Source organism: Pseudomonas sp. HLS-6 (assembly GCF_002753995.1).
Taxonomy (GTDB): Bacteria; Pseudomonadota; Gammaproteobacteria; order Pseudomonadales; family Pseudomonadaceae; genus Aquipseudomonas; species Aquipseudomonas defluvii.
In genome coordinates, this window is record NZ_CP024478.1 from 3,558,738 (window position 1) to 3,583,624 (window position 24,887).

Here is a 24,887-nt window from a genome sequence, read left to right on the forward strand (position 1 = left end):
TAGGGACAGAAAAAAGGGGCTACATTATGACGCCCCGAGGTGTTTCGAGCAATGCGCGCCTGTCGCTCCTCATATCGAAGCATGACATCCGTGGTTTTTTGCCCCCTTCGCGCCTGACAGGCCGCCCCCAGGCCCGGTACAATCGACCCTTTGTCGCAACGCTTGGAGCTCGACCGCCCGTGCCAGTTCTGCGTCTTCCGCACCTGCCGGCCACCGCCGGCAAACACACCTGGAGCAACCTGCCGGGCGCCGCCCTGAGCCTGGCTATTGCCGAAGCCGCCAGCGCCGCCAAGCGCTTCACCCTGCTGCTGACCGCCGACAGCCAGACGGCCGACCGCCTGGAGCAGGAACTGCGCTTCTTCGCACCGCAGTTGCCGGTACTGCCCTTCCCCGACTGGGAAACCCTGCCGTACGACCTGTTCTCGCCGCATCAGGACATCATCTCTCAACGCGTGGCCAGCCTGTACCGGCTGCCGGAACTCGACCACGGCATTCTCGTGGTACCGATCACCACCGCCCTGCACCGCCTGGCGCCAACACGCTTCCTGATGGGCAGCAGCCTGGTGCTGGATATCGGTCAGAAGCTCGACGTCGAGCAGATGCGCCTGCGCCTTGAAGCCAGTGGCTACCGCTGCGTCGACACCGTTTATGAACACGGCGAGTTTGCCGTGCGCGGAGCACTGATCGACCTGTTCCCGATGGGCAGCAAGCTGCCTTACCGGATCGACCTGTTCGACGACGAAATCGAAACCCTGCGCACGTTCGACCCGGAGACCCAGCGCTCGATCGACAAGGTCGATTCGGTACGCCTGCTGCCCGCGCGCGAATTTCCGCTACAAAAGGACGCCGTGACCCAGTTCAAGGCGCGCTTTCGTGAACGGTTCGACGTCGACTTCCGCCGCAGCCCGATCTTCCAGGACCTCACCAGCGGCATTATTCCGGCAGGCATCGAGTACTACCTGCCACTGTTCTTCGAGGAAACCTCGACGCTGTTCGACTACCTGCCGCAGGACACCCAGGTGTTTTCCCTGCCGGGTATCGAGCAGGCCGCCGAACACTTCTGGAGCGACGTGCGCAACCGTTACGACGAGCGCCGCATCGACCCGAACCGGCCATTGCTGCCCCCCGTCGAACTGTTCATGCCGGTAGAGGACTGCTTTGCCCAACTCAAGCGCTGGCCGCGCATCGTGGTCAGCCAGGATGACAGCGAGGGCGGTGTTGGCCGCGAGCGCTTCGCCGCGCAGACGCTACCGAACCTGGCCATCGAAGCCAAGGCCAACCAGCCGCTGGCCGCACTGTCCAGTTTCCTTGAGCAGTTCCCGGGCCGCGTCTTGTTCACCGCCGAATCGGCGGGGCGCCGCGAAGTGCTGCTGGAGCTGCTCGAACGCCTGAAGCTGCGCCCACAGACCCTCGACAGCTGGGACGACTTCGTTCAAAGCAAAGAGCGCCTGGGGATCACCATCGCGCCACTGGACGACGGCCTGCTGCTGGAAAGCCCCGCCCTGGCACTGGTCGCCGAAAGCCCATTGTTCGGCCAGCGCGTCATGCAGCGTCGACGCCGCGAGAAGCGCAGCGACGGCACTAACGATGCGGTCATCAAGAACCTCACCGAACTGCGCGAAGGCGCGCCGGTGGTCCACATCGACCACGGGGTTGGCCGCTACCTGGGCCTGGCGACGCTGGAGATCGACAACCAGGCCGCCGAGTTCCTGACACTTGCCTACGCCGAGGGCGCCAAGCTCTATGTACCGGTCGCCAACCTGCACCTGATCGCGCGCTACACCGGTAGCGACGACGCCTTGGCACCGCTGCACCGCCTGGGCTCGGAAGTCTGGCAAAAGGCCAAGCGCAAAGCCGCCGAACAGGTCCGCGACGTAGCCGCCGAACTGCTCGACATCTACGCCCGCCGCGCAGCGCGCAAGGGTTATGCCTTTGCCGACCCCGCAGCCGACTATGCCACCTTCAGCGCCGGCTTCCCGTTCGAGGAAACCCCGGACCAGCAAGCCGCCATCGAAGCGGTACGCGAGGACATGCTCGCCGCCAAGCCGATGGACCGCCTGGTCTGTGGCGACGTCGGCTTCGGCAAGACCGAAGTGGCCATGCGAGCCGCGTTTATCGCTGTGCATGGCGGACGCCAGGTGGCCATCCTGGTGCCCACCACCCTGCTCGCCCAACAGCACTACAACAGCTTCCGCGACCGCTTTGCCGACTGGCCGGTGACCGTGGAGGTGATGAGCCGCTTCAAGTCAGCCAAGGAAATCAACGCCGCCGTCCAGGACCTGGCAGACGGCAAGATCGATATCGTCATCGGCACGCACAAGCTGCTGCAGGACGACGTCAAGATGAAAGACCTCGGCCTGGTGATCATCGACGAAGAACACCGTTTCGGCGTGCGCCAGAAGGAACAGCTCAAAGCACTGCGCAGCGAAGTCGACATTCTTACCCTCACCGCCACGCCGATCCCGCGGACGCTGAACATGGCCGTGTCCGGCATGCGCGACCTGTCAATCATCGCGACCCCGCCAGCGCGACGACTGTCGGTTCGCACCTTTGTCATGGAGCAGAACAAAAGCACCATCAAGGAAGCGCTGCTGCGTGAGCTGCTGCGCGGCGGCCAGGTCTACTACCTGCACAATGATGTGAAGACCATCGAAAAATGTGCTGCCGACCTCGCCGAACTGGTGCCGGAGGCGCGTATCGGCATTGGCCACGGGCAAATGCGCGAGCGTGAACTCGAACAGGTGATGAGCGATTTCTACCACAAGCGCTTCAACGTCCTGATTGCCTCGACCATCATCGAGACCGGTATCGACGTACCCAGCGCCAACACCATCATCATCGAACGCGCCGACAAATTCGGCCTGGCGCAGCTGCACCAGCTACGTGGACGCGTGGGGCGCAGCCACCACCAGGCGTATGCCTACCTGCTCACACCGCCACGCCAGCAGATCACCGCCGATGCGGAAAAGCGCCTGGAAGCCATCGCAAACACCCAGGACCTTGGGGCAGGTTTCGTCCTTGCCACCAACGACCTGGAAATCCGTGGTGCGGGCGAACTGCTCGGCGAAGGCCAAAGCGGCCAGATCCAGGCCGTCGGCTTCACCCTGTACATGGAAATGCTCGAACGTGCGGTCAAAGCCATTCGCAAGGGCACGCAACCCAACCTCGATCAACCGCTCGGCGGCGGCCCGGAAATCAACCTGCGCGTGCCAGCACTGATTCCCGAGGACTACCTGCCGGATGTCCATGCACGCCTGATTCTCTACAAACGCATTGCCTCGGCTACCGACGAAGACGGCCTCAAGGACCTGCAGGTGGAAATGATCGATCGCTTCGGCCTGCTGCCGGAGCCGACCAAGAACCTGGTGCGCCTGACCCTGCTCAAATTGCAGGCCGAGCAGCTCGGCATCAAGAAAGTCGATGCTGGCCCACAAGGCGGGAAGATCGAGTTCGCCGGGGAAACCCCTGTCGACCCACTGGTACTGATCAAACTGATCCAGAGCCAACCCAAACGCTACAAGTTCGAGGGCGCAACGCAGTTCAAGTTCATGGTTCCCATGGAGCGCGCAGAAGAACGCTTCAATACCCTCGAGGCGCTGTTCGAGCGCCTGACCCCGACATCCGCTTAAGGAAAACCGATGCGCCTGATTCGCTCCCTGGCCCTGCTGGCCGCGCTCTGCTCCACCAGCGCCTTCGCTGACGGCCTGTATCAGATCGAGATGATTCTGGTTCGGCAAAACAGCGTGCCGGCCATTACCAGCCAGTACGCCCCGGAAGACTGGGCCGCCGACGCCAAGACGTTAAGCAGCACCGACGAAAGCAAGCCTGCGATGAACGACGAAGCGGCAAAGCTGCAGGCCGACAGCCAGTACACCATCCTGCTGCACAAAGCCTGGCAACAGAACCTGAGCGCAGAACCGGGCAAGGTCGCCATCAGTGACGGCAAGCGGCACTTCGGCCACTTCCCCGTGGAAGGCAACCTGAGCCTGAGTGACGGCCGCTTCATCAGCGCTGACGCCAGTTTCTGGGTCAACCGTTTTGCGGCCGACGGCAGCATTACCCAGACCGAACAGTTCAAGCAGAGCAACAGCAACATGCGCCTTGGCGACCTGAACTACCTTGACGGCGGCCATCTGGCACTGCTGCTCAAGGTCACGAAGCTTTGAAATGCCCGACCGCGTGATAGCCCCGCTTCCACCCCAGCCACGCCTGTGGCTGGGCAGCATTGAGTTCAGCGCCTTCGAGCCTCGCAACGGGCGCATGCAGCGCTACACCCAACACCGCGCCGCACTCGCCTTCGGCTATGCCGGCGACTATGTCAGTGGCACCCTGCATGCGCGTCAGGCGCAACCCCTGCAGCGCCACCTGAGCGCCGAGCAAAGCCTGCGCGAAACACTCCTGAGCCTGGGCTTCAAGGTTGCCACCCGGCAGAGCAAAGCCTTGCCGGAAAGTGCCGGCGAGCCGTTCGAGCTCCCCAGCGAGGCAGCCTGGTTACGCTTTGTCCTCAATGACCTGCCACACTTGCGCGAGCAAGGCTGGCAAATCATCTGCGCTGACGACTTCGCTTTTGACCTCACCCCGGTCGACGACTGGTACGCCCAGGTCGTCGAGACGCCCGAACGCGACTGGTTCGACCTCGAACTGGGCATCGTGGTCAATGGCGAGCGCTTGAGCCTGTTGCCGATCCTGCTCAACCTGCTGCGTACCCACCCGGAATTGCTCAACAGCGCGCACCTGGCCAAACGCCGTGACGACGAGCAGATCCTGGTGCCCATCCCCCACCCTCATGCACCGCGCAAGACGCTTCAGATCGCCCTGCCGTACGGGCGGCTCAAACCGGTATTGGCCACCCTGGGGGATTTCTACCTGCGCGAGCCGGGCGAGACTACCGTGCGCCTGGCTAGCCCCGACGCGGCGCGCCTGAACGCCCTGCTCGAGCTGCCACTGACCTGGGAAGGCGGTGACCGGGTTCGCGCGCTGGGCGAACGCCTGCGCGATATTCGTACCCAGGCCGTCACCACCCCTGAAGGCCTGAAAGCCACCCTGCGCCCCTATCAGCTTGAAGGCCTGAGCTGGATGCAGGCGCTGCGCGAACTGGACGTCGGCGGCATCCTGGCTGACGACATGGGCCTGGGCAAGACGCTGCAAACCCTGGCCCACCTGCTGACTGAAAAAAACGCAGGCCGTCTTGATCGACCGGCAATGGTGGTAATGCCCACCAGCCTGATCCCCAACTGGCAGGATGAAGCCGAGCGCTTTGCTCCGCAGTTACGAGTACTGGCATTGCAAGGCATTGGTCGCCGACAGTACTTCGACAAGCTGGCGGACTACGACCTGCTACTGACAACCTATGCGCTGCTGCCCAAGGACCTTGACCACCTCAAGCACCTGCCACTGCACGTACTGATCCTGGACGAAGCCCAGTACATCAAGAGCCCCACCAGCAAGGCCGCTCAGGCTGCGCGACAGCTGGAGGCGCGGCAACGCCTGTGCCTGAGTGGTACGCCACTGGAAAACCACCTGGGCGAACTCTGGTCACTGTTCCACTTCCTGCTGCCGGGATGGCTGGGCGACAACAAGGCGTTCAACCGCGATTACCGGGTGCCTATTGAGCGCCAGGGTGACGAAGAACGCTTGCAGCACCTGAATGCACGGATAAAGCCCTTCCTGCTGCGCCGAACCAAGGAGCAGGTGGCAACCGAACTGCCGGCCAAGACCGAAATGATCCACTGGGTCGACTTGACCGAAGCACAGCGCGACGTCTATGAAACCATGCGCCTGGCCATGGACAAGAAAGTCCGCAACGAGATCAGCCGCAAGGGTGTTGCCCGCAGCCAGATCATCATTCTTGAGGCACTGCTGAAGCTGCGCCAAGTCTGTTGCGACCTGCGTCTGGTCAAATCCGAAGCAGCCGGCCCATCACGCAGCGCGAACTCGGGCAAACTCAACAGCCTGCTGGAGATGCTTGAAGAATTGCTCGCCGAAGGCCGTCGAGTGCTGCTGTTCTCGCAGTTCACCAGCATGCTTTCGCTGATTGGCGAGGAACTGCAACAGCGCGGTATCGACTATGCGTTGTTGACGGGTGACACCCGCGACCGACGCGCACCGGTTGCAGACTTCCAGAGCGGCCGGCTGCAGATTTTCCTGATCAGCCTCAAGGCCGGTGGCGTCGGCCTCAACCTCACGGCAGCCGACACCGTGATTCACTACGACCCATGGTGGAACCCGGCAGCCGAACAGCAAGCGACCGACCGTGCATACCGCATTGGCCAGGAAAAACCGGTGTTCGTCTACAAGCTGATTACCCGCGGCACCGTGGAAGAGAAGATCCAGCAGCTGCAGCAGGAGAAGTCTGCACTGGCAGCCGGTGTACTGGATGGGCGCCAGGCCGGAGACTGGAAACTGGAAGACGACGATATCGACGCACTACTGGCACCCTTGCCAGGCCGTCGTCACCCGCCTAAAAGCGGGTGAGCGCGGTGTTAACGAGGGTGTCAACGAAGGTGTCAGCGGGGCGCCAGCGCGATCAAAGCAGCGGCACAATCAGCCCGCCAACACCCGCGCCAAGGTCGACTTCACCTTGCCCATGCCATCGTGCAGTGCCTGCTCGATTTCGGCCATGGTGATCACGGCGGTTGATTTACCCGCCGCCGGGTTCACCACCAATGCCAGGCAGGCATAGTCCAGCTCCAGCTCGCGTGCCAATGCGGCTTCCGGCATGCCGGTCATGCCGACGATGTCGCAGCCATCACGCTCAAGACGGGCGATCTCGGCAACGGTTTCCAGGCGTGGCCCTTGGGTGCAGGCATAAACACCATGGCTGCTGTAACCGACACCTTCGGCTGCCAGCGCGGCAATCAACCGGGCACGCAGTGGCTCGCTGTAGGGGTAGCTGAAGTCGATGTGCGTGACCTGCTCCAGGTCATCGGCAAAATACGTGTGCTCACGACCGCTGGTGTAGTCGATCAGTTGATGCGGCACACAGAAATGCCCGGTCCCCATCGCCGCATGAATGCCACCCACGGCGTTCACCGCCAGGATTGCCTCAGCACCCGCCTGCTTCAAAGCCCACAGGTTGGCACGGTAGTTGACCTTATGCGGTGGAAAGCGGTGCGGATGGCCATGACGAGCCAGGAACAGCACTTCACGACCGGCATACTCACCCACCAATACGTCAGCCGACGGCCGGCCATAGGGCGTGTCCATCGGCAGCGCCTGACGAATGTTCAAGCCCTCAAGCTGGGTCAGGCCGGTACCGCCGATAATGGCGTAAACAGTCATTGTGTGTCCTTAATCGATCAACTGGGCTTCTTGCAAAGCCCCTAAAGCCGCTAGCCAGCGTGGCTGTTGGCGATACTCGGTAGTGGCAAAGCCTTGCCCGCGCATGCGCGCGATACGTGGCGAGGGCTTTACCTTCATGCGCTGGGCTGCCGACAACGCAAGCTCTGCCGCCGCCCGATCGTTGCACACCAGCCCCATGTCACAGCCTGCACTCAAGGCGGCCTCGATTCGACTGGCAGCGTCACCAACGACGTGCGCACCGGCCATCGACAGGTCATCACTGAAGATCACACCGTCAAAACCCAGCTCGCCACGCAGAATGTCCTGCAGCCAGCGCCGCGAGAACCCGGCAGGTTGATTATCGACCTGCGGATAGATCACGTGCGCCGGCATCACAGCAGCCAACTGCCCACTCAGGCGAGTGAACGGAATCAGGTCGGCGGCGCGGATCTGCGCGAGACTGCGCTCATCGGTCGGGATCGCCACGTGCGAATCCGCCTCGGCCCAGCCATGGCCGGGGAAATGCTTGCCACAGGCCGCCATGCCGGCCGCGTTCATGCCACGGATGAAGGCACCAGCCAGCACGGTAGCGCGCTCGGGGTCACCTTCAAACGCACGGCTGCCGACCACCGCACTGCGCTGATGATCGAGATCCAGCACTGGCGCGAAGCTGAGGTCCAGGCCTACCGCCAGCACTTCGGTCGCCATCAGCCAGCCACATTGCTCTGCCAGGTACTCGGCATTGTCGTTGTCGGCAATGGCGCGCATGGCCGGCAAACGCACAAAGCCCTGACGCAGGCGCTGCACCCGGCCACCCTCCTGGTCAACCGCCAGGATCAGGTCGGGGCGAATGGCGCGAATGGAAGCGGTCAGTTCTCGCACCTGGCGCGGGCAGTCGATGTTGCGGGCAAAAATGATCAGGCCCGCCACTTCGGGCTGGCGCAGGAGTTGACGGTCTTCGGCGGTCAACCAGGTACCGGCGACGTCCACCATCAGGGAGCCTTGCAGGCTGGCACTCATAAATGATCCTTCAGTTGAGGGAGGTCGTGGCCCACTCGGGGCACGCGGCTTCTTCGATCTGCACAGGGCAATGCACCGGCACCTGCTCGAACAGGCTCACCAGGTCGGCACTGCGTAGGCGCACACAACCATGGGACAGCGGAACGCCCATGGGTTCCGTGTCCGGCGTGCCATGCAGGTAGATATAGCGGCGGAAGGTATCGACCGGCCCAAGGCGATTGCGCCCTGGCTCACAGCCACTGAGCCAGAGGATGCGCGACAGAATCCAGTCACGCCCGGGAAACTGCTCATGCAGTGCCGGCGTCCAGGTTTCACCCGTCCAGCGTCGCCCCCTCAGCACCGCGCCGCAGGGCAAGCCCGCGCCAATTTTTGCGCGAACCTGATGGCGACCGCGAGGGGTACATCCGGAACCACTGGTTTCCCCCGCACCATTGAGCGCGGTAGACACTGGAAGACGCACGACCAGGCGCCCCTCGGCAAACCCATAGAGGCATTGATCGGCGATGGAAATATGCAGTAAATCGAGAGTAGGCATGGGGCGCTAGCTTAGCTGAAGCGCCCCGCCGTTGCATCAGGCCTTGGCAGGCATTGGCGCACTGCCCGACTTGCTGCGCGGACGCAATTGCGCAGCGGCCATGGCTTCGTCGGTCACACCGCTTTCGGCGCGCATGCCGGCCGCCAGGAACGGCACCATGAGGCGCATGACCTGCTCGATCGAGGTGTTGACCCCGAAATCGGTTTCGGCGATTGCGCGCAACGCCTTGATGCCGGACATGCTGAACGCGGCGGCACCGAGCATGAAATGCACACGCCAGAACAGTTCGATTGGCGGAATACGCGGCGCCGCTTCGTTGACCAGCAACATGTAGCGACGAAACACCTTGCCGTACATGTCTTCCAGGTACCGCCGCAAGTGCCCTTGGCTCTGGCTGAACGCCAAACCCAGCAGGCGCATGAAAATGGACAGGTCGTTGCCACTGCGCGGCTGCACCGCCAGCGCCTGCTCGACCAACATTTCCAGCAGCTCTTCGAGTGTCGGCTTTTGCTCCGGACGCGCCTGACGACGCTCCAGCTCACGCTCCAGGCTGGCACAGAACGGGCCAAGGAAACGCGAGAAGACGGCCTGGATCAGCGCCTTCTTGGAACCGAAATGGTAGTTCACCGCCGCCAGGTTGACGCCGGCCTTGCTGGTAATCAGCCGCAATGAGGTTTCGGCAAAACCTTTTTCCGCGAACAACTGTTCTGCTGCATCGAGAATGCGTTCAACGGTTTCCGACTGGGCCATGACTACTCCGCCTGACAAACACTTGTTTGAAACATACGTTTCAAGCAAGGGTATTGTCAAGTCTGGGCGGCCGTTTTCTGGCTCACGGGTCACGTATTTAATCACAGCTTCAAGGCGCAGGCTTCAGGCAACAAGCCCACGCAAGTCGACGTCGTTGCAACGCCAACAGCCCGTCAGGTGAAGCTTATGTATTGCCAACCCTCTTCCACTGTATATAATCCCAGTCACTGTATAAAAAGACAGAGCGATCGACATGCTAAAACTGACGCCACGCCAAGCTGAGATTCTGGCTTTTATCAAACGCTGCCTGGAAGACAACGGCTTCCCGCCAACACGTGCGGAAATCGCCCAGGAGCTGGGCTTCAAATCGCCCAACGCTGCCGAGGAACACCTCAAGGCACTGGCCCGCAAAGGCGCGATCGAAATGACCCCGGGCGCCTCTCGCGGCATCCGCATCCCAGGCTTCGAGGCCAAGAGCGACGACAGTGGCCTGCCAATCATTGGTCGGGTCGCTGCCGGTGCACCCATTCTCGCCCAGCAACACATTGAGCAATCCTGCAACATCAACCCAAGCTTCTTCCACCCCAAGGCCGACTACCTGTTGCGCGTTCACGGCATGAGCATGAAGGATGTCGGCATTCTGGACGGTGACCTGCTGGCCGTTCACACCTGCCGCGAAGCCCGTAACGGCCAGATCGTCGTTGCCCGTATCGGCGACGAAGTCACGGTCAAACGCTTCAAACGCGAAGGCAACAAAGTCTGGCTGATAGCCGAAAACCCTGAGTTCGCGCCCATCGAAGTCGACCTCAAAGAGCAGGAACTGGTGATCGAAGGCTTGAGCGTCGGCGTCATTCGCCGCTAATTAGGAGGCGTTATGCAGTTCCCCCATGTACCTCAGCAAGCCCAACTGCCGTTGTTCGAGGCGTTCCTGGCCCAGCCGATCCTGCCCCGCCTGAAGCCGGCAGAACCTGTGCGACCGAACAACGATCCCGAGGTATTCAGTGAGCTTTCCTTCCGAGGTGCACTGGGGAACTGCCAAAGCCTGTTGGCCCCAATGCTTCGTGAACTGAGCGAAGAACAGGATGCCCGCTGGCTGACCCTGATCGCACCGCCTACCAGCCTAACTCAAGCCTGGCTACGCGATGCCGGCCTGAACCGCGAACGCATCCTTCTGCTACAACCACGCAACACCCAGAGCGCCCTGCAACTGGCCTGCGACGCCTTGCGCCTGGGCCGCAGCCACACCGTAGTGAGCTGGTTAAACCCGGTCAGCACGTCGGCCCGCCAACAACTGATCAATGCTGCACGTGCCGGGCACGCGCAAAGCCTGAACATCCGCCTCGGCTGACGTTCAGCAGGTCAATACATCTGCAGGCAAGGCTTCTCCAGAACGGAGAAGCCCTCAAGGGCGATTAATGCAGAACCCGTGGGCCGTCTTCACGCTCGATCTCGCCTTCAACCAGCTTGCCAGCCATCTGCACGCCCACGCTGAGCATGGCCTTGGCCACTTCTACGTGCTGCCCTTGCAGAAAAGCCTTGGCGTCCTCTGAGAAATCCAGGGTAACCAACGACCCTTCGTCCTCGGCGCGGCGCAGTTCGATGCGGCCGTCAGGTAACTCGACAATTTCTAGAAAGGACGTTGGCATAAAAGGCTGTTCTCCACGAAAGGCTGGCATTGTACCAGCCACCGATGAACTCAGCACTCACTCAAGCCCTCACGGAAACGAACGGTCAGGCTTTTGAGATTCTGCCGCCAGAGCTCCAACGCCTCCCGCGATAGCGGCTCAACCTCAGGTTCATCAAGGCTGACCGCCTGAATCAATGGCTGAGTAACGTCGGTTTTCGGCTTTTTTGCCGCGACAGGCGGTCGGAACAAATTGGCATAAGCACTTATCAGTTGCGCCAGCCAGGTTTCCGGCTGACGCGCCAACTCGATCAGCTCGGCCATCTCGGGGATGGCCACCGCCTCAAGCACTTCAGGCGTCAGCAACAGCTCGACACGCGATGCGCCGGCTTGTGGCAAACGGTAGAAGCCCGCAATTTCGTGGCACAAGCCCAGCAACGCCCCATAGAGATGGAAGAGTGCCGACTCACGCTCGGCCTGAACCAGCGCCTGGGCATTCATCGCCCGACTCTCCTGCGCCTTGCCAAGCGCCTCAAGGGCCAGGCCAGCGAAATAGATCTTCTGATTGGTGCGGGTATAGAGTTCCTGGGCCATCTGGATGCCCTCCGAAAGGCTGCAAGGCGGGCCTGCCAGTTTCAGGGATGCCCTGCCCGACCGCAAGCAGTGTCTGGCCCTGAAATGAAAAAGGCCGCATCCGACACACGTCGGATACGGCCCTCGACTGCGCCAGAACGATCAGCGCTTGTCTTCGACCTTCCAGGCATTGCCATCGTAGAAGGCACGCCAGCCGGTAGGCTTGCCGTCCACCTCGGTCTGCACGTACTGCTCCTTGGTCTTGCGGCTGTAACGGATAACCGCAGGACGACCCTCAGGGTCTTTCTTGGGCGCTTCGCACAGGAAATGGTACTTCGGATCAATCTCGTCCTTGTGCGGAACGATCTCGATCACCAGCGGCGCACGGGTCTCACGGTTTTTCGGGAACTGGCTGGCGGCCAGGAACAAGCCCGAGGCACCGTCGCGCAGCACGTAGGTGTCATCGACCTTCTCGCACTTGAGCTCCGGCATCTTCACCGCGTCCATCTTCGGCGGCGCCGCCTCACCGCTCTTGAGCAGCTTGCGGGTGTTCTTGCACTCGGTGTTGGTGCAACCGAAGAACTTGCCAAAACGGCCCGTCTTCAACTGCATCTCGCTGCCGCACTTGTCGCACTCAAGGCTCGGGCCCTCATAGCCCTTGATACGGTAGTTGCCCTCTTCGATTTCGTAGCCGACGCAATCCGGGTTGTTACCACAGATATGCAGCTTGCGCTTCTCATCGAGCAGGTAGGCATCCATCGCCGTGGCACAGATCGGGCAACGGTGCTTGTTGCGCAGCACCCGCGACTCGGACTCACCCTCATCATCGGCAGCAATCTCGTCACCCGGCACCAGGTTGACCGTCGCCTTGCAGCGCTCTTTCGGCGGCAGGCTGTAACCGGAACAGCCAAGGAACACGCCGGTCGAGGCGGTACGAATCATCATCGGACGACCGCAATCACGGCACGGAATATCGGTCAGCGTCGGCTGGTTGGCACGCATGCCGTTTTCGCTCGACTCGGCCGCCTGCAGCTTGCTGCTGAAGTCGCCGTAGAATTCGTCGAGAACGCTCTTCCAGTCACGCTCACCCTGGGCGACGTCGTCGAGGTTTTCTTCCATCGCGGCGGTGAAGCCGTAGTCCATCAGGTTGGAGAAGCTCTCAGACAGGCGCTCGGTGACGATATCGCCCATCTTCTCGGAGTAGAAACGGCGGTTGTGCAACGTGACATAGCCGCGGTCCTGAATGGTGGAAATAATGGCGGCATAGGTCGACGGACGACCAATACCACGCTTTTCCATCTCCTTGACCAGGCTGGCTTCAGAGAAGCGTGCCGGCGGCTTGGTGAAATGCTGGCTAGGGTCGAGCTGGATCAGCTTCAGGCTTTCGCCCTGCTCCATTTCCGGCAGCACGTCATCGTCGCCCGGCTTGCTCTGTTGCGGCATGACCCGGGTGTAACCGTCGAACTTCAGGATACGGCCCTTGGCACGCAGTTCGAACTCACCGGCTTTCACACTGACAGTGGTCGACAGGTACTGTGCCGGCGGCATCTGGCAGGCCACGAACTGACGCCAGATCAGCTCATAGAGGCGCTCGGCGTCGCGCTCCATGCCACTGAGCTTGCTTGGATGTGTATTGACGTCAGACGGACGAATCGCTTCGTGAGCCTCCTGAGCGCCCTCCTTGCTGCCGTACACAATCGGCGCATCAGGCAGGTACTTCTTGCCGAACTCGCTTTCGATGTAGCTGCGCGCCATTTCCACGGCATCGACCGACAGGTTGGTCGAGTCGGTACGCATATAGGTGATGTAACCGGCTTCATACAGACGCTGGGCCATCATCATGGTTTTCTTCACGCCGAAGCCCAGGCGGTTGCTGGCAGCCTGCTGCAGGGTCGACGTGATGAACGGTGCCGACGGCTTGCTGCTGGTCGGGCGGTCTTCGCGCTTGACGATGCTGTAGCTGGACGCCTTGAGCTTTTCCAGCGCAGCCATCGCCTGGGCTTCGTTGAGCGGCTTGAACGCTTCACCGTTCTCACGTGCCACTTCAAAGCGCACTTTGGCGTTCTTGGCGGTGCCCAGGTCGGCGTGGATCTCCCAGTACTCTTCCGGGATGAATGCACGGATCTCGCGCTCGCGTTCGACCACCAGCTTTACCGCGACCGACTGCACACGACCGGCCGACAGGCCACGGGCAATTTTCTGCCACAGCAGCGGCGAGACCATGTAACCCACTACACGGTCAAGGAAGCGCCGCGCCTGCTGGGCATTGACCCGATCGATGTCCAGTTCGCCCGGCTGGGAGAACGCTTCCTGAATGGCCTTCTTGGTGATCTCGTTGAACACAACGCGCTTGTAACGATCGTCATCACCACCAATGGCTTCGCGCAGGTGCCAGGCAATGGCTTCCCCCTCGCGATCCAAGTCGGTTGCGAGGTAGATGGTGTCAGCATCCTTGGCCAGACGGCGCAGTTCCTCGATGACCTTTTCCTTGCCGGGAAGGATCTCGTACTTGGCTTTCCAGCCGTGGTCTGGATCGACACCCATGCGCGCGACCAATTGCTTGCGCGCCTTCTCCTTGGGCGTGAGTACCGGCCCCTCTGCCGCGGCAGCCTTGCCGCGCTTGGCAGCAGGCTCCTTGCTGGCGCTGGCCGAACCGCTGGTGGGCAGGTCTCGGATATGGCCGATACTCGACTTCACCACGTACTGGTTGCCCAGGTACTTGTTGATGGTCTTGGCCTTAGCCGGGGATTCCACAATGACCAGCGATTTGCCCATGGATCGGAAAATTCCTGAATACTGAAAATAAAAACACGGCAGGTACCTGACGTGGCACCGCTATATATAGTGGCAACAGAGTGAGGTCAAGCGCAGTGAACTAGCCTGCTTCGGCATCGCCACGGGTAAACAACGTCTCTTCGGCCTTGACCAAAGCAAAGCGCGGCACCTGCTCGCCGTCAACCTCGACCGACTCGAGGAACATCGAAAGAGGCCGCACCCACAGGCCGAACTCGCCATAGAGCGCTTGATAAAACACCACCCACTCCTCGGTTTCGGAGTGTTGGGCGACACTGAATACACGATACTCAGGCCCTTTGTAATGCCGGTATACGCCTGGTTGTATCTGCATGCTGCCTGCCCTCTTGAGAAAAATATCCTGCACAAACAAAAACCGGGGCACAAGGCCCCGGCTTCCTACCACCCAACGCTTAGACGCGTTCGAAAACAGTGGTAATGCCCTGGCCCAGGCCAACGCACATGGTCGAGACACCGAAGGTACCGCCATTCTGCTTCATGACATTGAGCAGCGTTCCGGAGATTCGAGCGCCGGAACAACCGAACGGGTGACCCAATGCAATCGCGCCGCCGTGCAGGTTAACCTTCTCATCCATCTTGTCGAGCACTTTCAGATCCTTCAGCACGGGCAGAGCCTGTGCCGCGAAGGCTTCGTTCAGCTCGAAGAAATCGATATCGGTAATTTTCAGGCCGGCGCGCTTGAGCGCTTTCTGCGTAGCCGGCACCGGGCCGTAGCCCATGATCGCCGGGTCTACACCAGCCACCGCCATCGAACGAATCACCGCCAACGGCTGAATGCCCAGGTCCTTGGCACGCTGCGCCGACATCACGATCATGCACGAGGCACCGTCGGTGATCTGCGACGAGGTACCTGCCGTCACGGTGCCGCCCTTCGGATTGAACGCCGGCTTGAGTGCAGCCAGGCTTTCCAGGGTGGTGTCCGGACGAATGGTTTCATCGTAGTCGAAGACTTTCAGAAAACCATTCTCGTCATAGCCCTGCATCGGGATGATCTCATCCTTGAACTTGCCTTCGACCGTCGCCTTGTGGGCGAGCTGGTGCGAACGCAGACCAAAGGCATCCTGCTGCTCACGGGTGATGCCATGCATCTTGCCGAGCATTTCAGCCGTCAGGCCCATCATGCCCGAGGCCTTGGCCGCATACAGCGACATGTGCGGGTTCGGATCGACCCCGTGCATCATGCTCACGTGACCCATATGCTCGACGCCGCCGACGACGAAAACGTCACCATTGCCGGTCATGATTGCCTGGGCGGCGGTGTGCAGCGCGCTCATCGAGGAACCGCACAGACGGCTGACCGTCTGCCCGGCAGCGGTGTGCGGGATCTGGGTCATCAGCGAAGCCATGCGGGCGATGTTCCAGCCCTGCTCCAGGGTCTGGTTGACGCAGCCCCAGATGACGTCCTCGACTTCGCCCGGATCAACCTTGGCGTTACGCTCCAGCACTTTGCTGATCAGGTGCGCCGACATGTCTTCAGCGCGGGTATTGCGGTGCATGCCACCCTTGGAGCGGCCCATCGGGGTGCGACCGAAGTCGACAATCACCACGTCTCTTGGATTCAGGCTCATAAATTCATTCTCGCTCTATATCGTTGGGCGCTTAACCGAAGAAGCTCTGGCCGTTGCGGGCCATTTCACGCAGCTTCGCGGTGGGGTGATACAGCGGCCCCAGATCGGCGCACTTATCGGCCAGGGCAACGAACTCAGCCACCCCGATCGAGTCGATGTAGCGCAGCGCACCGCCACGGAAGGGAGGGAAACCAATGCCGTAGACCAGGCCCATATCCGCTTCGGCAGCGGTTTCGACAATGCCATCTTCCAGGCAGCGCACAGTTTCCAGGCACAGCGGGATCATCATCCAGTTGATGATGTCTTCGTCGCTCACGTCGCGCTGTTCATAGATGATCGGCTTGAGCACTTCCAGCACCGATGCATCGGCGACTTTCTTCGGCTTGCCGCGCTTGTCGGTCTCGTAGGCATAGAAGCCCTTGCCATTCTTCTGACCCAGGCGCTTGGCCTCATACAGCACATCGACGGCCGAACGACGGTCGTCCTTCATGCGATCAGGGAAGCCTTCGGCCATCACGTCACGACCGTGGTGGCCGGTGTCGATACCCACTACGTCCATGAGGTAGGCAGGGCCCATTGGCCAGCCGAACTTCTCCATGATCTTGTCGATGCGAACGAAGTCGACACCGGCGCTGACCAGTTTGGCGAAACCACCGAAGTAAGGGAACAGTACGCGGTTGACCAGGAAGCCCGGGCAGTCGTTGACCACGATCGGGTTCTTGCCCATCTTCTTGGCGTAGGCCACGGTGGTGGCAACGGCAACGTCACTGGACTTCTCGCCACGGATGACTTCGACCAACGGCATCATGTGCACCGGGTTGAAGAAGTGCATGCCGACGAAGTTTTCCGGACGCTTGAGCGCCTTGGCCAGCAGGTTGATGGAAATGGTCGATGTGTTGGAAGCCAGGATCGCATCCTCCTTCACTTGACCTTCCACTTCAGCCAGCACCGCTTGCTTGACCTTCGGGTTCTCGACCACGGCTTCGACGATGATGTCGACGTTGGCAAAGTCGCCGTAGGACAGGGTCGGGCGAATCGAGTTCAGCGCTTCAGCCATTTTCGCCGGGGTCAGACGGCCTTTTTCGACGCGATTGCCGAGCAGCTTGGAGGCTTCGTTCAAGCCCAGCTGAATGGCTTCCTCGCGAATATCCTTCATCAGGATCGGCGTACCCTTGACCGCCGACTGATAGGCGATACCGCCGCCCATGATGCCGGCGCCGAGTACCGCGGCCTGCTTCACATCGCGAGCGATTTCGTCATGGGCCTTGGCCTTGCGCTTGAGCTCCTGATCGTTCAGGAACAGGCCGATCAGGCTCTGGGCAACCGAGGTCTTGGCCAATTTGACGAAGCCGGCCGCCTCAACTTCCAGGGCCTTGTCACGCCCGAAATTGGCCGCTTTCTGAATGGTCTTGATCGCTTCGACCGGCGCCGGGTAGTTCGGGCCAGCCTGGCCCGCAACGAAGCCCTTGGCGGTCTCGAAGGACATCATCTGCTCAATCGCGTTGAGCTTGAGCTTGTCCAGTTTTGGCTGACGCTTGGCCTTGTGATCGAACTCGCCACTGATGGCACGCTTGATCAGATCCAGAGCCGCAGCCTGCAGCAGTTCAGGGGCAACGACAGCATCGACGGCCCCTACCTTCAACGCGTCTTCAGCCCGGTTTTCCTTGCCGGCGGCAATCCACTCGATAGCGTTGTCGGCACCGATCAGGCGCGGCAGACGGACCGTACCGCCAAAGCCCGGGTAGATCCCCAGCTTGACTTCAGGCAAGCCGATCTTGGCGCTGCTGGCCATGACGCGGTAGTCCGCGGCCAGGCACATTTCCAGGCCGCCACCCAGGGCGATGCCGTTGATCGCGGCCACAGTCGGCACCGGCAGATCTTCGAAATCGCTGAAAATACGGTTGGCTTCCAGGTTGCCGGCGACCAGTTCGGCCTCGGGCAGCTTGAAGTTATCGACAAACTCGGTGATATCCGCGCCGACGATGAACACGTCCTTGCCACTGCTGACAATTACGCCCTTGATCGATGCATCGGCCTTGATAGTGTCCACGGCCTGACGCAGTTCGTTCAGGGTAAGACGGTTGAACTTGTTGACGGACTCACCCTTGAGGTCGAACTTCAGTTCGACGATGCCGCTTTCAAGAGCCTTAACCGTGATGGCTTTACCTTCGTAAATCATCAACTGATCTCCACGATATGGAAGCTGAACAGTACACGCCGATCGCTGAAGAAAGGTTCGACAGGCCACAAGCCTGCGTTTATCGGACCCTTGCTCCAGGCACACCCGTCAGCGCGATAGTCGGGATTCTGTAAGCGCGTTCTTGTAATACAAACGCTCAATTCATACGCCCGTTTGATTGGGTGTGCACACATTCTCCGAAATCCTTTCGGTTGTCAAATGCACAAAAGTGTCGTTAAAACGCGACTTTCCGGTCATTTTTCCTGGGCGACAGGAAAACCACGGCCAGGTTGATCGACCATCATTCATATCAACGATAGTCGTCGCAGCCCTGCCGCAATCAGTGGACATTCAGCGTATGAGAGAAAAGAAAAATCAGAATGTGCATGCCTGAGACGACAGCACAGCTACACTCGAACCATCACGAACGATAGCCGGCCTGCCTGGCCTGTAGCCCGATCACGAATGGATCGGGCTTTTTTCTTGAAGGGCTTGAAGGCTCACGCCAGGGTGCGGAGCACTTCGGCAATATCTTGCAATACAGCCGACTCCCCCTTCTCGCCCCAGTACAGCGCGATCATCTGCGGCCCCGCCTCGACTTTGTAGACGCTATCGGGCAGCTTGGTGAACTGCTCCAGCAAGTGAGGATCGGTACAGGGTTCGCGCCACTGATTCTGCCACTGCCCGGCCTCGACCTGCCAATAGCACCAGCTGTCCACCCGCCCTTTGCGCCGGGCCCGATGGTACTGCGCACACGTGCTGGGAGGCTCCTGCGGCAGCCAGTGCGGCCAGGTTTGCGGCGACAATTGCATGGCCAGCCCCATACGCCGGGCCTCCATGCGCAAGGCCATGCGCCCACTCTGCCGATGGGACGGCAACAGCCACGCCATGGGGCTGAGAATCAGCGCAAGGATTGACACCACCAGCCAGACCGTCATATCTGTTGTTCCTAATTGAGCCTTAAAGACGAACTGATTGATCTCAGTCCAGAACAATCAGCCTGAAACCGACCATACTTTAACCATTGTGATTGCCAGGAGAGCCTCTCATGTCGTACGAACACATACTGGTCGCTGTAGACCTGACCGAAGAGTGCGATCCGGTCATAAAGCGTGCCCGCGAACTCGCCAGCACCGACGAAACCAAAATATCGCTGGTGCATGTCATTGAGCCCATGGCCATGGCCTTTGGCGGCGACGTGCCGATGGACCTGTCGCAACTGCAGCAGCAACAAATCGATCAGGCCAGGGAGCGCATGCATCGCGTCATCAACAAATACCCTGAACTGAGCGAGAACAACGTCCACCTGCCCTATGGCCAACCGCGCCAGGAAATCCATACGTTGGCCAAGGAACAGGGTTGTGACCTGATCGTGGTTGGTAGCCATGGCCGCCATGGCCTGGCCCTGCTACTGGGCTCGACCTCCAATGACGTCCTGCATGGCGCTCCCTGCGATGTGCTTGCCGTACGCCTGATGAAAAAAGCCGAGTAAAACACCAGGCCCGGCGTGCAATCGCATGCCGGGCCCGCCGCCTCAGCTGTCGAGCTCAGCCCAGCGCTCTACCAGCACATCCAGCTCACCCTGCAGGGACTCCAGCTGCGCCAGCACCTTCGAGGTCTCGTCGATCGGGCGCTGATAGAAACCAGCGTCGGCGATTTGTGCCTGAACAGCAGCCATCTTCTGCTCAAGTTCATCGATCTGCCCCGGCAAGGCATCCAGTTCACGCTGCAGTTTGTAGCTGAGCTTCTTCTTCGCCTCTACCGGTTGAGCAGCCGGCGCGGGCTCAGGCTCAGGTGCGCTGACCACCGCACTGTTGAGTTCAGGCTTGCCAGACTTGTTCTCGGTTACACCGAGCAGTTTCGGCGAACCACCTTGGCGGATCCAGTCCTGATAGCCACCGACATACTCACGCACACGGCCCTCACCCTCGAACACCAAGGTGCTGGTGACCACGTTGTCGAGGAACGCCCGGTCGTGGCTGACCATCAATACCGTACCCTTGAAGCCAGACAGCACCTCTTCGAGCAGTTCGAGGGTTTCCACGTCCAGGTCGTTGGTCGGTTCGTCGAGTACCAGCAGGTTGGCCGGCTTGCTGAACAGCTTGGCGAGCAACAGACGCGCACGCTCGCCACCCGACAGGGCCTTTACCGGGGTGCGGGCGCGTTGTGGGCTGAACAGGAAATCACCCAGGTAGCTGAGCACGTGACGGCTCTGACCATCGATATCGATGAAGTCGCGGCCTTCGGCCAGGTTGTCGATAACGGTTTTTTCCAGATCCAGTTGGTGGCGCAACTGGTCGAAATAGGCCACTTCCAGGCGGGTACCGGACGACACCGTACCGCTGATGGGCTGCAAGTCGCCCAGCATCAGCTTGAGCAGGGTGGTCTTGCCGGTACCGTTGGCGCCGAGCAGACCAATACGGTCCTCGCGCTGCAGCACCATTGAAAAGTCATTCACCAGCTTCGGGCCACCGGGGTGAGCAAAGCTGACATTTTCCAGCACCATCACCTGCTTGCCGGATTTCTCGGCGGTGTCGAGCTGGATGTTGGCCTTGCCCTGACGCTCGCGACGCTCACTGCGCTCGACGCGCAAGGCCTTCAGTGCACGCACACGGCCTTCGTTACGGGTACGCCGGGCCTTGATGCCCTGGCGAATCCAGACCTCTTCCTGGGCCAGGCGCTTGTCAAACAGCGCATTGGCGGTCTCCTCGGCGGCCAGCATGGCTTCCTTGTGCACCAGGAAGCTGGCGTAGTCGCCGTTCCAGTCGATCAGGCCGCCACGGTCCAGCTCAAGGATGCGGGTCGCCAGGTTCTGCAGGAAGGAACGGTCGTGGGTAATGAACAGGACTGCGCCGCCAAAACCACTCAAGGCATCTTCAAGCCAGGCAATGGCGCCGATGTCCAGGTGGTTGGTGGGCTCGTCGAGCAGCAACAGGTCGGGTTCGGACACCAGCGCCTGCGCCAGGAGAACACGACGACGCCAGCCGCCGGAAAGCTCGGCGAGGGTCTTGTCGGCAGGCAACTGCAGGCGGCTCAGGGTGCTGTCGACCAACTGCTGCAGGCGCCAGCCATCACGCGCCTCAAGGTCATGCTGAACATGCATGAGCTTTTCCAGGTCAGCATCATTGGTGATGTTCTGGCTCAGGTGATGGTACTCGGCAAGCAGCGCACCGACACCGTCCAGGCCTTCGGCGACGACGTCGAACACGGTCCGTTGGTCGGCGACCGGAAGCTCTTGCGGCAGTTCGCCGATCTTCAACCCTGGCGAGCGCCAGATTTCACCTTCGTCGGGTTTCTGATCACCCTTGACCAGGCGCATCATGCTCGACTTGCCAGTACCGTTGCGGCCGATGATGCAGACCCGCTCGCCACGGGCGATTTGCCAGGACACTTTGTCCAGCAACGGCATCGCGCCGAAAGCCAGGGACACATCGCTGAATTTGAGCAGGGTCATGATCTTCTCCAAAAACCGGGCGCGCATTCTACCCGGTTTGCGACACACTCACATCAAGGAAGCACCTTCTATGCGCCAAGCCCTTCATTACAACTCGATACAAGCACAGTGCTTTGATCAGCCCCCGGCAACCGGCTAAGCTTAACCACGTAATACCCATCAGTGCTGGCGACGCCGACACTTGTTCTGGTCAAACTGTTCGGAAGTATCATGCGCCGTCGCCTGTACACCCTCGTTTCATGCATTGTTCTCTCTGCCTCTGCGGTCAGCGCCGCACAGGCGGCCGATATCACGCTGCAGCGCCAGTATTACGATGAAGCCAAGCGCGCCCTGGCCAAGGGCGACAGCGGCCCGTATCGGCGTTACGCCCAGGCGCTGAGCGATTATCCGCTGGAGCCCTACCTGGCGTATGACGAACTGACCGCTCGTCTGAAGACGGCAAGCAATGCCGAAATCGAGAAGTTCCTTGCCGAACACGGCGACCTGCCGCAAGCCAACTGGATGAAACTTCGCTGGCTGCGTTGGCTGGCCGATCGCGGCGAGTGGGACACCTTCGCCCGTTACTACGACCCCAAGCTCAACTTCACCGAGCTCGACTGCCTCAACGGCCAACACCTGCTGATTCAGGGCAAGCGCGCCGAAGGCTATGCCAGCGCCGAGAAACTCTGGCTGGTCGGCAAGTCACAGCCCACCGCCTGCGATGCCCTGTTCGACCGCTGGGCTGCCGAAGGCCAGTTGACCGAGGAAAAACGCTGGCAGCGCCTCAAGCTAGCCGCCCAGGCGCGCAATTACGCCCTGGCGAACAACCTGGTCAAGACCTTGAACAGCCTCGGCCCGCAAGGCCGGCTGCTGATCGACGTCGCGCAGAAGCCTGAACTGCTGAATCAGCCTGGCCGCTTTGCCCCAGCCAACGAGGCAATGGCCGACGTGGTCAGCCTCGGCTTGCGGCGCCTGGCTCGCCAGGACCCGGAGCGGGCCATGGCCCTGCTCGACGACTACGCCAACCGCATGCACTTCTCGCGCGACGAGAAGGTTGCGATTGCCAACGAAATCGGCCTGACCCTGGCGCGCCGCTATGACCCGCGCGCGCTCGAGCTGATGACCCGTTATGACCCGGAGTTGCGCGACAACACGGTCACCGAGTGGCGCCTTCGCCTGCTGCTGCGCCTGGGCCGCTGGGAGGATGCCCACGAGCTGACCAAACGCCTGCCACAAGACCTGGCCAGCAGCAGCCGCTGGCGCTACTGGCAGGTTCGCAGCCTGGAATTGGCGCAGCCGAAGAACCCACAAGTCCCGCTGCTGTACAAGAACGTCGCCCGTGAGCGCGATTACTACGGGTTCCTTGCTGCCGACCGCGCACAAACGCCTTATCAGCTCAACAACAAGCCGTTAATGCTGAGCCAACAGGTCATCAACAAGGTTCGCAATACCCCAGGCATACGCCGCGCACTGGAGTTCCATGCCCGCGGACAAATCGTTGACGGGCGCCGCGAGTGGTATCACGTCAGCCGCCACTTCAACCGCGACGAGATGGTTGCCCAAGCCAAACTGGCTTATGACATGCGCTGGTACTTCCCGGCCATTCGCACCATCAGCCAGGCGCAGTACTGGGATGACCTGGATATCCGCTTCCCCATGGCCCACCGCGATACCCTGGTACGTGAAGCGCAAGCCCGCGGACTGCATTCGAGCTGGGTATTTGCCATTACCCGCCAGGAAAGTGCCTTCATGGATGATGCGCGCTCCAGTGTTGGCGCCAGTGGCCTGATGCAACTGATGCCCGCCACCGCCAAAGAGACAGCGCGCAAGTTCAGCATTCCCCTGGCATCCCCAGCGCAGGTATTGAACCCGGAGAAGAATATCCAGCTGGGCGCCGCCTACCTGAGTCAGGTACACGGCCAGTTCAATGGCAACCGGGTACTCGCTTCGGCCGCCTACAACGCAGGCCCGGGCCGGGTCAGACAATGGCTGCGAGGCGCCAACCACCTGAGCTTCGACGTCTGGGTTGAATCGATCCCCTTCGACGAAACGCGCCAGTATGTGCAAAACGTGCTGTCCTACTCGGTGATCTACGGGCAAAAGCTCAACTCACCGCAGCCCATTGTGGACTGGCACGAACGCTATTTTGACGATCAGTAAGCCACACGCCTGCCGGCATGGAGCCCTGATGGGTTCCATGCCAGCAGGCTACCCAGCCCGAGGGAACAGCGGGGTTACTCCAGCACCGTCACCGGCATACCCACCTCGAGCACACCCTCGCCGTCGGCCACCAGGTTTTGCCCGAACATCACATCGCCATCCTTCTGCCGATACGTCTTCAACGTAGTCAACGGCTCACGGTCGGCGCTGCGCTCACCCGTCAGTGGATCAATCGTGGTCAGGATGCAGCGGGTGCACGGCTTGAGCACACGAAATGCCTGTGTGCCGATACGAATGCGCTTCCAGCCGTCCTCGGCAAACGGGGCACTCCCCTCAATCACCAGATTGGGCCGAAAACGCTGCATTGCCAGCGGTCGGCCAACGCGCTGTACCAGGTCATCAAGCGAGGCCTGGCCAATCAACAGCAAGGGAAAACCGTCAGCAAAGGCGACACGGTCGCTGTTCTCGCCATACCCGGCAGGCAGGTAGCGGGTTCGCTGTTCAGGCACATGAACCAAGCGTACAGCGGTACCCATGAATACGCTCAACCAGTCCGCCGCCGCATCACCGGCGTCCGGAACGCGCAAGGTATCGCGCCAGACCGTTACACCGCGCAAAGCGTCATCGGGACTCGGTACCGAAACGTGAAGTGCATCCTGGCCAGCCGCGCTCAACACCAAGCCCCCCTCGGCATCATAAAGGGCCGACAACTGACTCATCCGGGGATACGCACGCTGGGTCAGGAAGCGTCCGCTCTCACGCTCCACCAGCATCCAGCGCCGGTCTCCAGTCAGCCCCAACAGCCCACAAGACGACTGCTGCAACGATTCTCCCTGGGCCGACTTGAGTGGGTAACGGTATAACGCGCTCAACTGCATGTGGCCTGCTCCCTGAGATGTCAAAGGCAGCAAGCTTACACCGACAGCCGGGCTGGCGCTGCCCGGCCTGCT

General features: G+C 60.9%; 20 protein-coding genes. 7 read left to right on the forward strand and 13 right to left on the reverse strand.

All coding sequences use genetic code 11. The features are described 5' to 3' along the window. Positions 1-179: 179 nt before the first annotated feature. The 3 genes from mfd to CS390_RS16690 are packed head-to-tail and all read left to right on the forward strand — an operon-like array spanning position 180 to position 6,474. Positions 180-3,629 carry a transcription-repair coupling factor gene (gene mfd, locus CS390_RS16680; protein WP_099775391.1) on the forward strand — a complete coding sequence of 1,150 codons (3,450 nt, stop codon included), beginning with the start codon at positions 180-182 and terminating at the stop codon, positions 3,627-3,629. 9 nt (positions 3,630-3,638) lie between these two features. Continuing rightward, positions 3,639-4,166 (forward strand): CsiV family protein, encoded by a 528-nt coding sequence (locus tag CS390_RS16685; protein WP_099775392.1) that lies wholly within the window; start codon positions 3,639-3,641, stop codon positions 4,164-4,166. Position 4,167: 1 nt separating this feature from the next. Next, positions 4,168-6,474 carry a DEAD/DEAH box helicase gene (locus CS390_RS16690; protein WP_099775393.1) on the forward strand — a complete coding sequence of 769 codons (2,307 nt, stop codon included), beginning with the start codon at positions 4,168-4,170 and terminating at the stop codon, positions 6,472-6,474. A 69-nt stretch (positions 6,475-6,543) separates the two neighbouring features. Here CS390_RS16690 and CS390_RS16695 read toward each other — a convergent pair whose 3' ends face one another. The 4 genes from CS390_RS16695 to CS390_RS16710 are packed head-to-tail and all read right to left on the reverse strand — an operon-like array spanning position 6,544 to position 9,586. After that, positions 6,544-7,281: an S-methyl-5'-thioinosine phosphorylase gene (locus CS390_RS16695; protein WP_065758464.1), complete on the reverse strand. Its 738-nt coding sequence runs from the start codon at positions 7,279-7,281 to the stop codon at positions 6,544-6,546. 9 nt (positions 7,282-7,290) lie between these two features. Beyond that, a complete protein-coding gene (nagZ, locus tag CS390_RS16700; protein WP_176717401.1) occupies positions 7,291-8,289 on the reverse strand; it encodes a beta-N-acetylhexosaminidase in 999 nt (332 codons plus the stop codon). Positions 8,290-8,311: 22 nt separating this feature from the next. Beyond that, positions 8,312-8,836: a L,D-transpeptidase gene (locus CS390_RS16705; protein WP_099775394.1), complete on the reverse strand. Its 525-nt coding sequence runs from the start codon at positions 8,834-8,836 to the stop codon at positions 8,312-8,314. Between the two features lie 36 nt (positions 8,837-8,872). Further along, positions 8,873-9,586 (reverse strand): TetR/AcrR family transcriptional regulator, encoded by a 714-nt coding sequence (locus tag CS390_RS16710; RefSeq protein ID WP_099775395.1) that lies wholly within the window; start codon positions 9,584-9,586, stop codon positions 8,873-8,875. A gap of 253 nt (positions 9,587-9,839) precedes the next feature. Between CS390_RS16710 and lexA the strand changes: the two genes are divergently transcribed. After that, positions 9,840-10,448, forward strand: coding sequence for a transcriptional repressor LexA (lexA, locus tag CS390_RS16715; protein ID WP_065758460.1), 609 nt, complete (start codon positions 9,840-9,842; stop codon positions 10,446-10,448). A 12-nt stretch (positions 10,449-10,460) separates the two neighbouring features. Further along, entirely contained in the window at positions 10,461-10,934 is a 474-nt protein-coding gene (gene sulA / locus CS390_RS16720; RefSeq protein ID WP_065758459.1) for an SOS-induced cell division inhibitor SulA, read from the forward strand. Positions 10,935-10,998: 64 nt separating this feature from the next. On the opposite strand, the gene CS390_RS16725 is transcribed toward sulA, so the two are convergent. The 7 genes from CS390_RS16725 to CS390_RS16760 all read right to left on the reverse strand — a co-directional run bounded on the left by CS390_RS16725 (position 10,999) and on the right by CS390_RS16760 (position 19,282). Then, a complete protein-coding gene (locus CS390_RS16725; RefSeq protein ID WP_065758458.1) occupies positions 10,999-11,232 on the reverse strand; it encodes a hypothetical protein in 234 nt (77 codons plus the stop codon). A gap of 50 nt (positions 11,233-11,282) precedes the next feature. Beyond that, on the reverse strand, positions 11,283-11,804 hold the full coding sequence (locus tag CS390_RS16730; protein WP_065758457.1) for a DUF6586 family protein: 522 nt from the start codon (positions 11,802-11,804) through the stop codon (positions 11,283-11,285). 141 nt (positions 11,805-11,945) lie between these two features. Further along, positions 11,946-14,558 (reverse strand): type I DNA topoisomerase, encoded by a 2,613-nt coding sequence (gene topA / locus CS390_RS16735; RefSeq protein ID WP_065758456.1) that lies wholly within the window; start codon positions 14,556-14,558, stop codon positions 11,946-11,948. Positions 14,559-14,658: 100 nt separating this feature from the next. After that, positions 14,659-14,910 carry a DUF1653 domain-containing protein gene (locus CS390_RS16740; RefSeq protein ID WP_065758455.1) on the reverse strand — a complete coding sequence of 84 codons (252 nt, stop codon included), beginning with the start codon at positions 14,908-14,910 and terminating at the stop codon, positions 14,659-14,661. A 79-nt stretch (positions 14,911-14,989) separates the two neighbouring features. Continuing rightward, positions 14,990-16,165, reverse strand: a complete 1,176-nt coding sequence (gene fadA, locus CS390_RS16745) for an acetyl-CoA C-acyltransferase FadA (protein WP_099775396.1) — start codon at positions 16,163-16,165, stop codon at positions 14,990-14,992. Between the two features lie 31 nt (positions 16,166-16,196). Then, entirely contained in the window at positions 16,197-18,344 is a 2,148-nt protein-coding gene (fadB, locus tag CS390_RS16750; protein WP_099775397.1) for a fatty acid oxidation complex subunit alpha FadB, read from the reverse strand. Positions 18,345-18,844: 500 nt separating this feature from the next. Continuing rightward, complete coding sequence (locus tag CS390_RS16760) at positions 18,845-19,282, reverse strand: hypothetical protein (RefSeq protein WP_065758452.1); 438 nt, start codon at positions 19,280-19,282, stop codon at positions 18,845-18,847. Positions 19,283-19,392: 110 nt separating this feature from the next. On the opposite strand from CS390_RS16760, the gene CS390_RS16765 reads away from it, so the two are divergent. Beyond that, the gene (locus CS390_RS16765; protein WP_065758451.1) at positions 19,393-19,836 is read left to right on the forward strand and encodes a universal stress protein; all 444 of its coding nucleotides are present in this window, start codon (positions 19,393-19,395) and stop codon (positions 19,834-19,836) included. 42 nt (positions 19,837-19,878) lie between these two features. On the opposite strand, the gene CS390_RS16770 is transcribed toward CS390_RS16765, so the two are convergent. Then, positions 19,879-21,798 (reverse strand): ATP-binding cassette domain-containing protein, encoded by a 1,920-nt coding sequence (locus tag CS390_RS16770; protein ID WP_065758450.1) that lies wholly within the window; start codon positions 21,796-21,798, stop codon positions 19,879-19,881. Between the two features lie 210 nt (positions 21,799-22,008). On the opposite strand from CS390_RS16770, the gene CS390_RS16775 reads away from it, so the two are divergent. Beyond that, complete coding sequence (locus CS390_RS16775; protein ID WP_065758449.1) at positions 22,009-23,937, forward strand: transglycosylase SLT domain-containing protein; 1,929 nt, start codon at positions 22,009-22,011, stop codon at positions 23,935-23,937. Between the two features lie 74 nt (positions 23,938-24,011). Here CS390_RS16775 and CS390_RS16780 read toward each other — a convergent pair whose 3' ends face one another. Then, positions 24,012-24,815, reverse strand: a complete 804-nt coding sequence (locus CS390_RS16780; protein ID WP_099775398.1) for an MOSC domain-containing protein — start codon at positions 24,813-24,815, stop codon at positions 24,012-24,014. Positions 24,816-24,887: the final 72 nt, after the last annotated feature.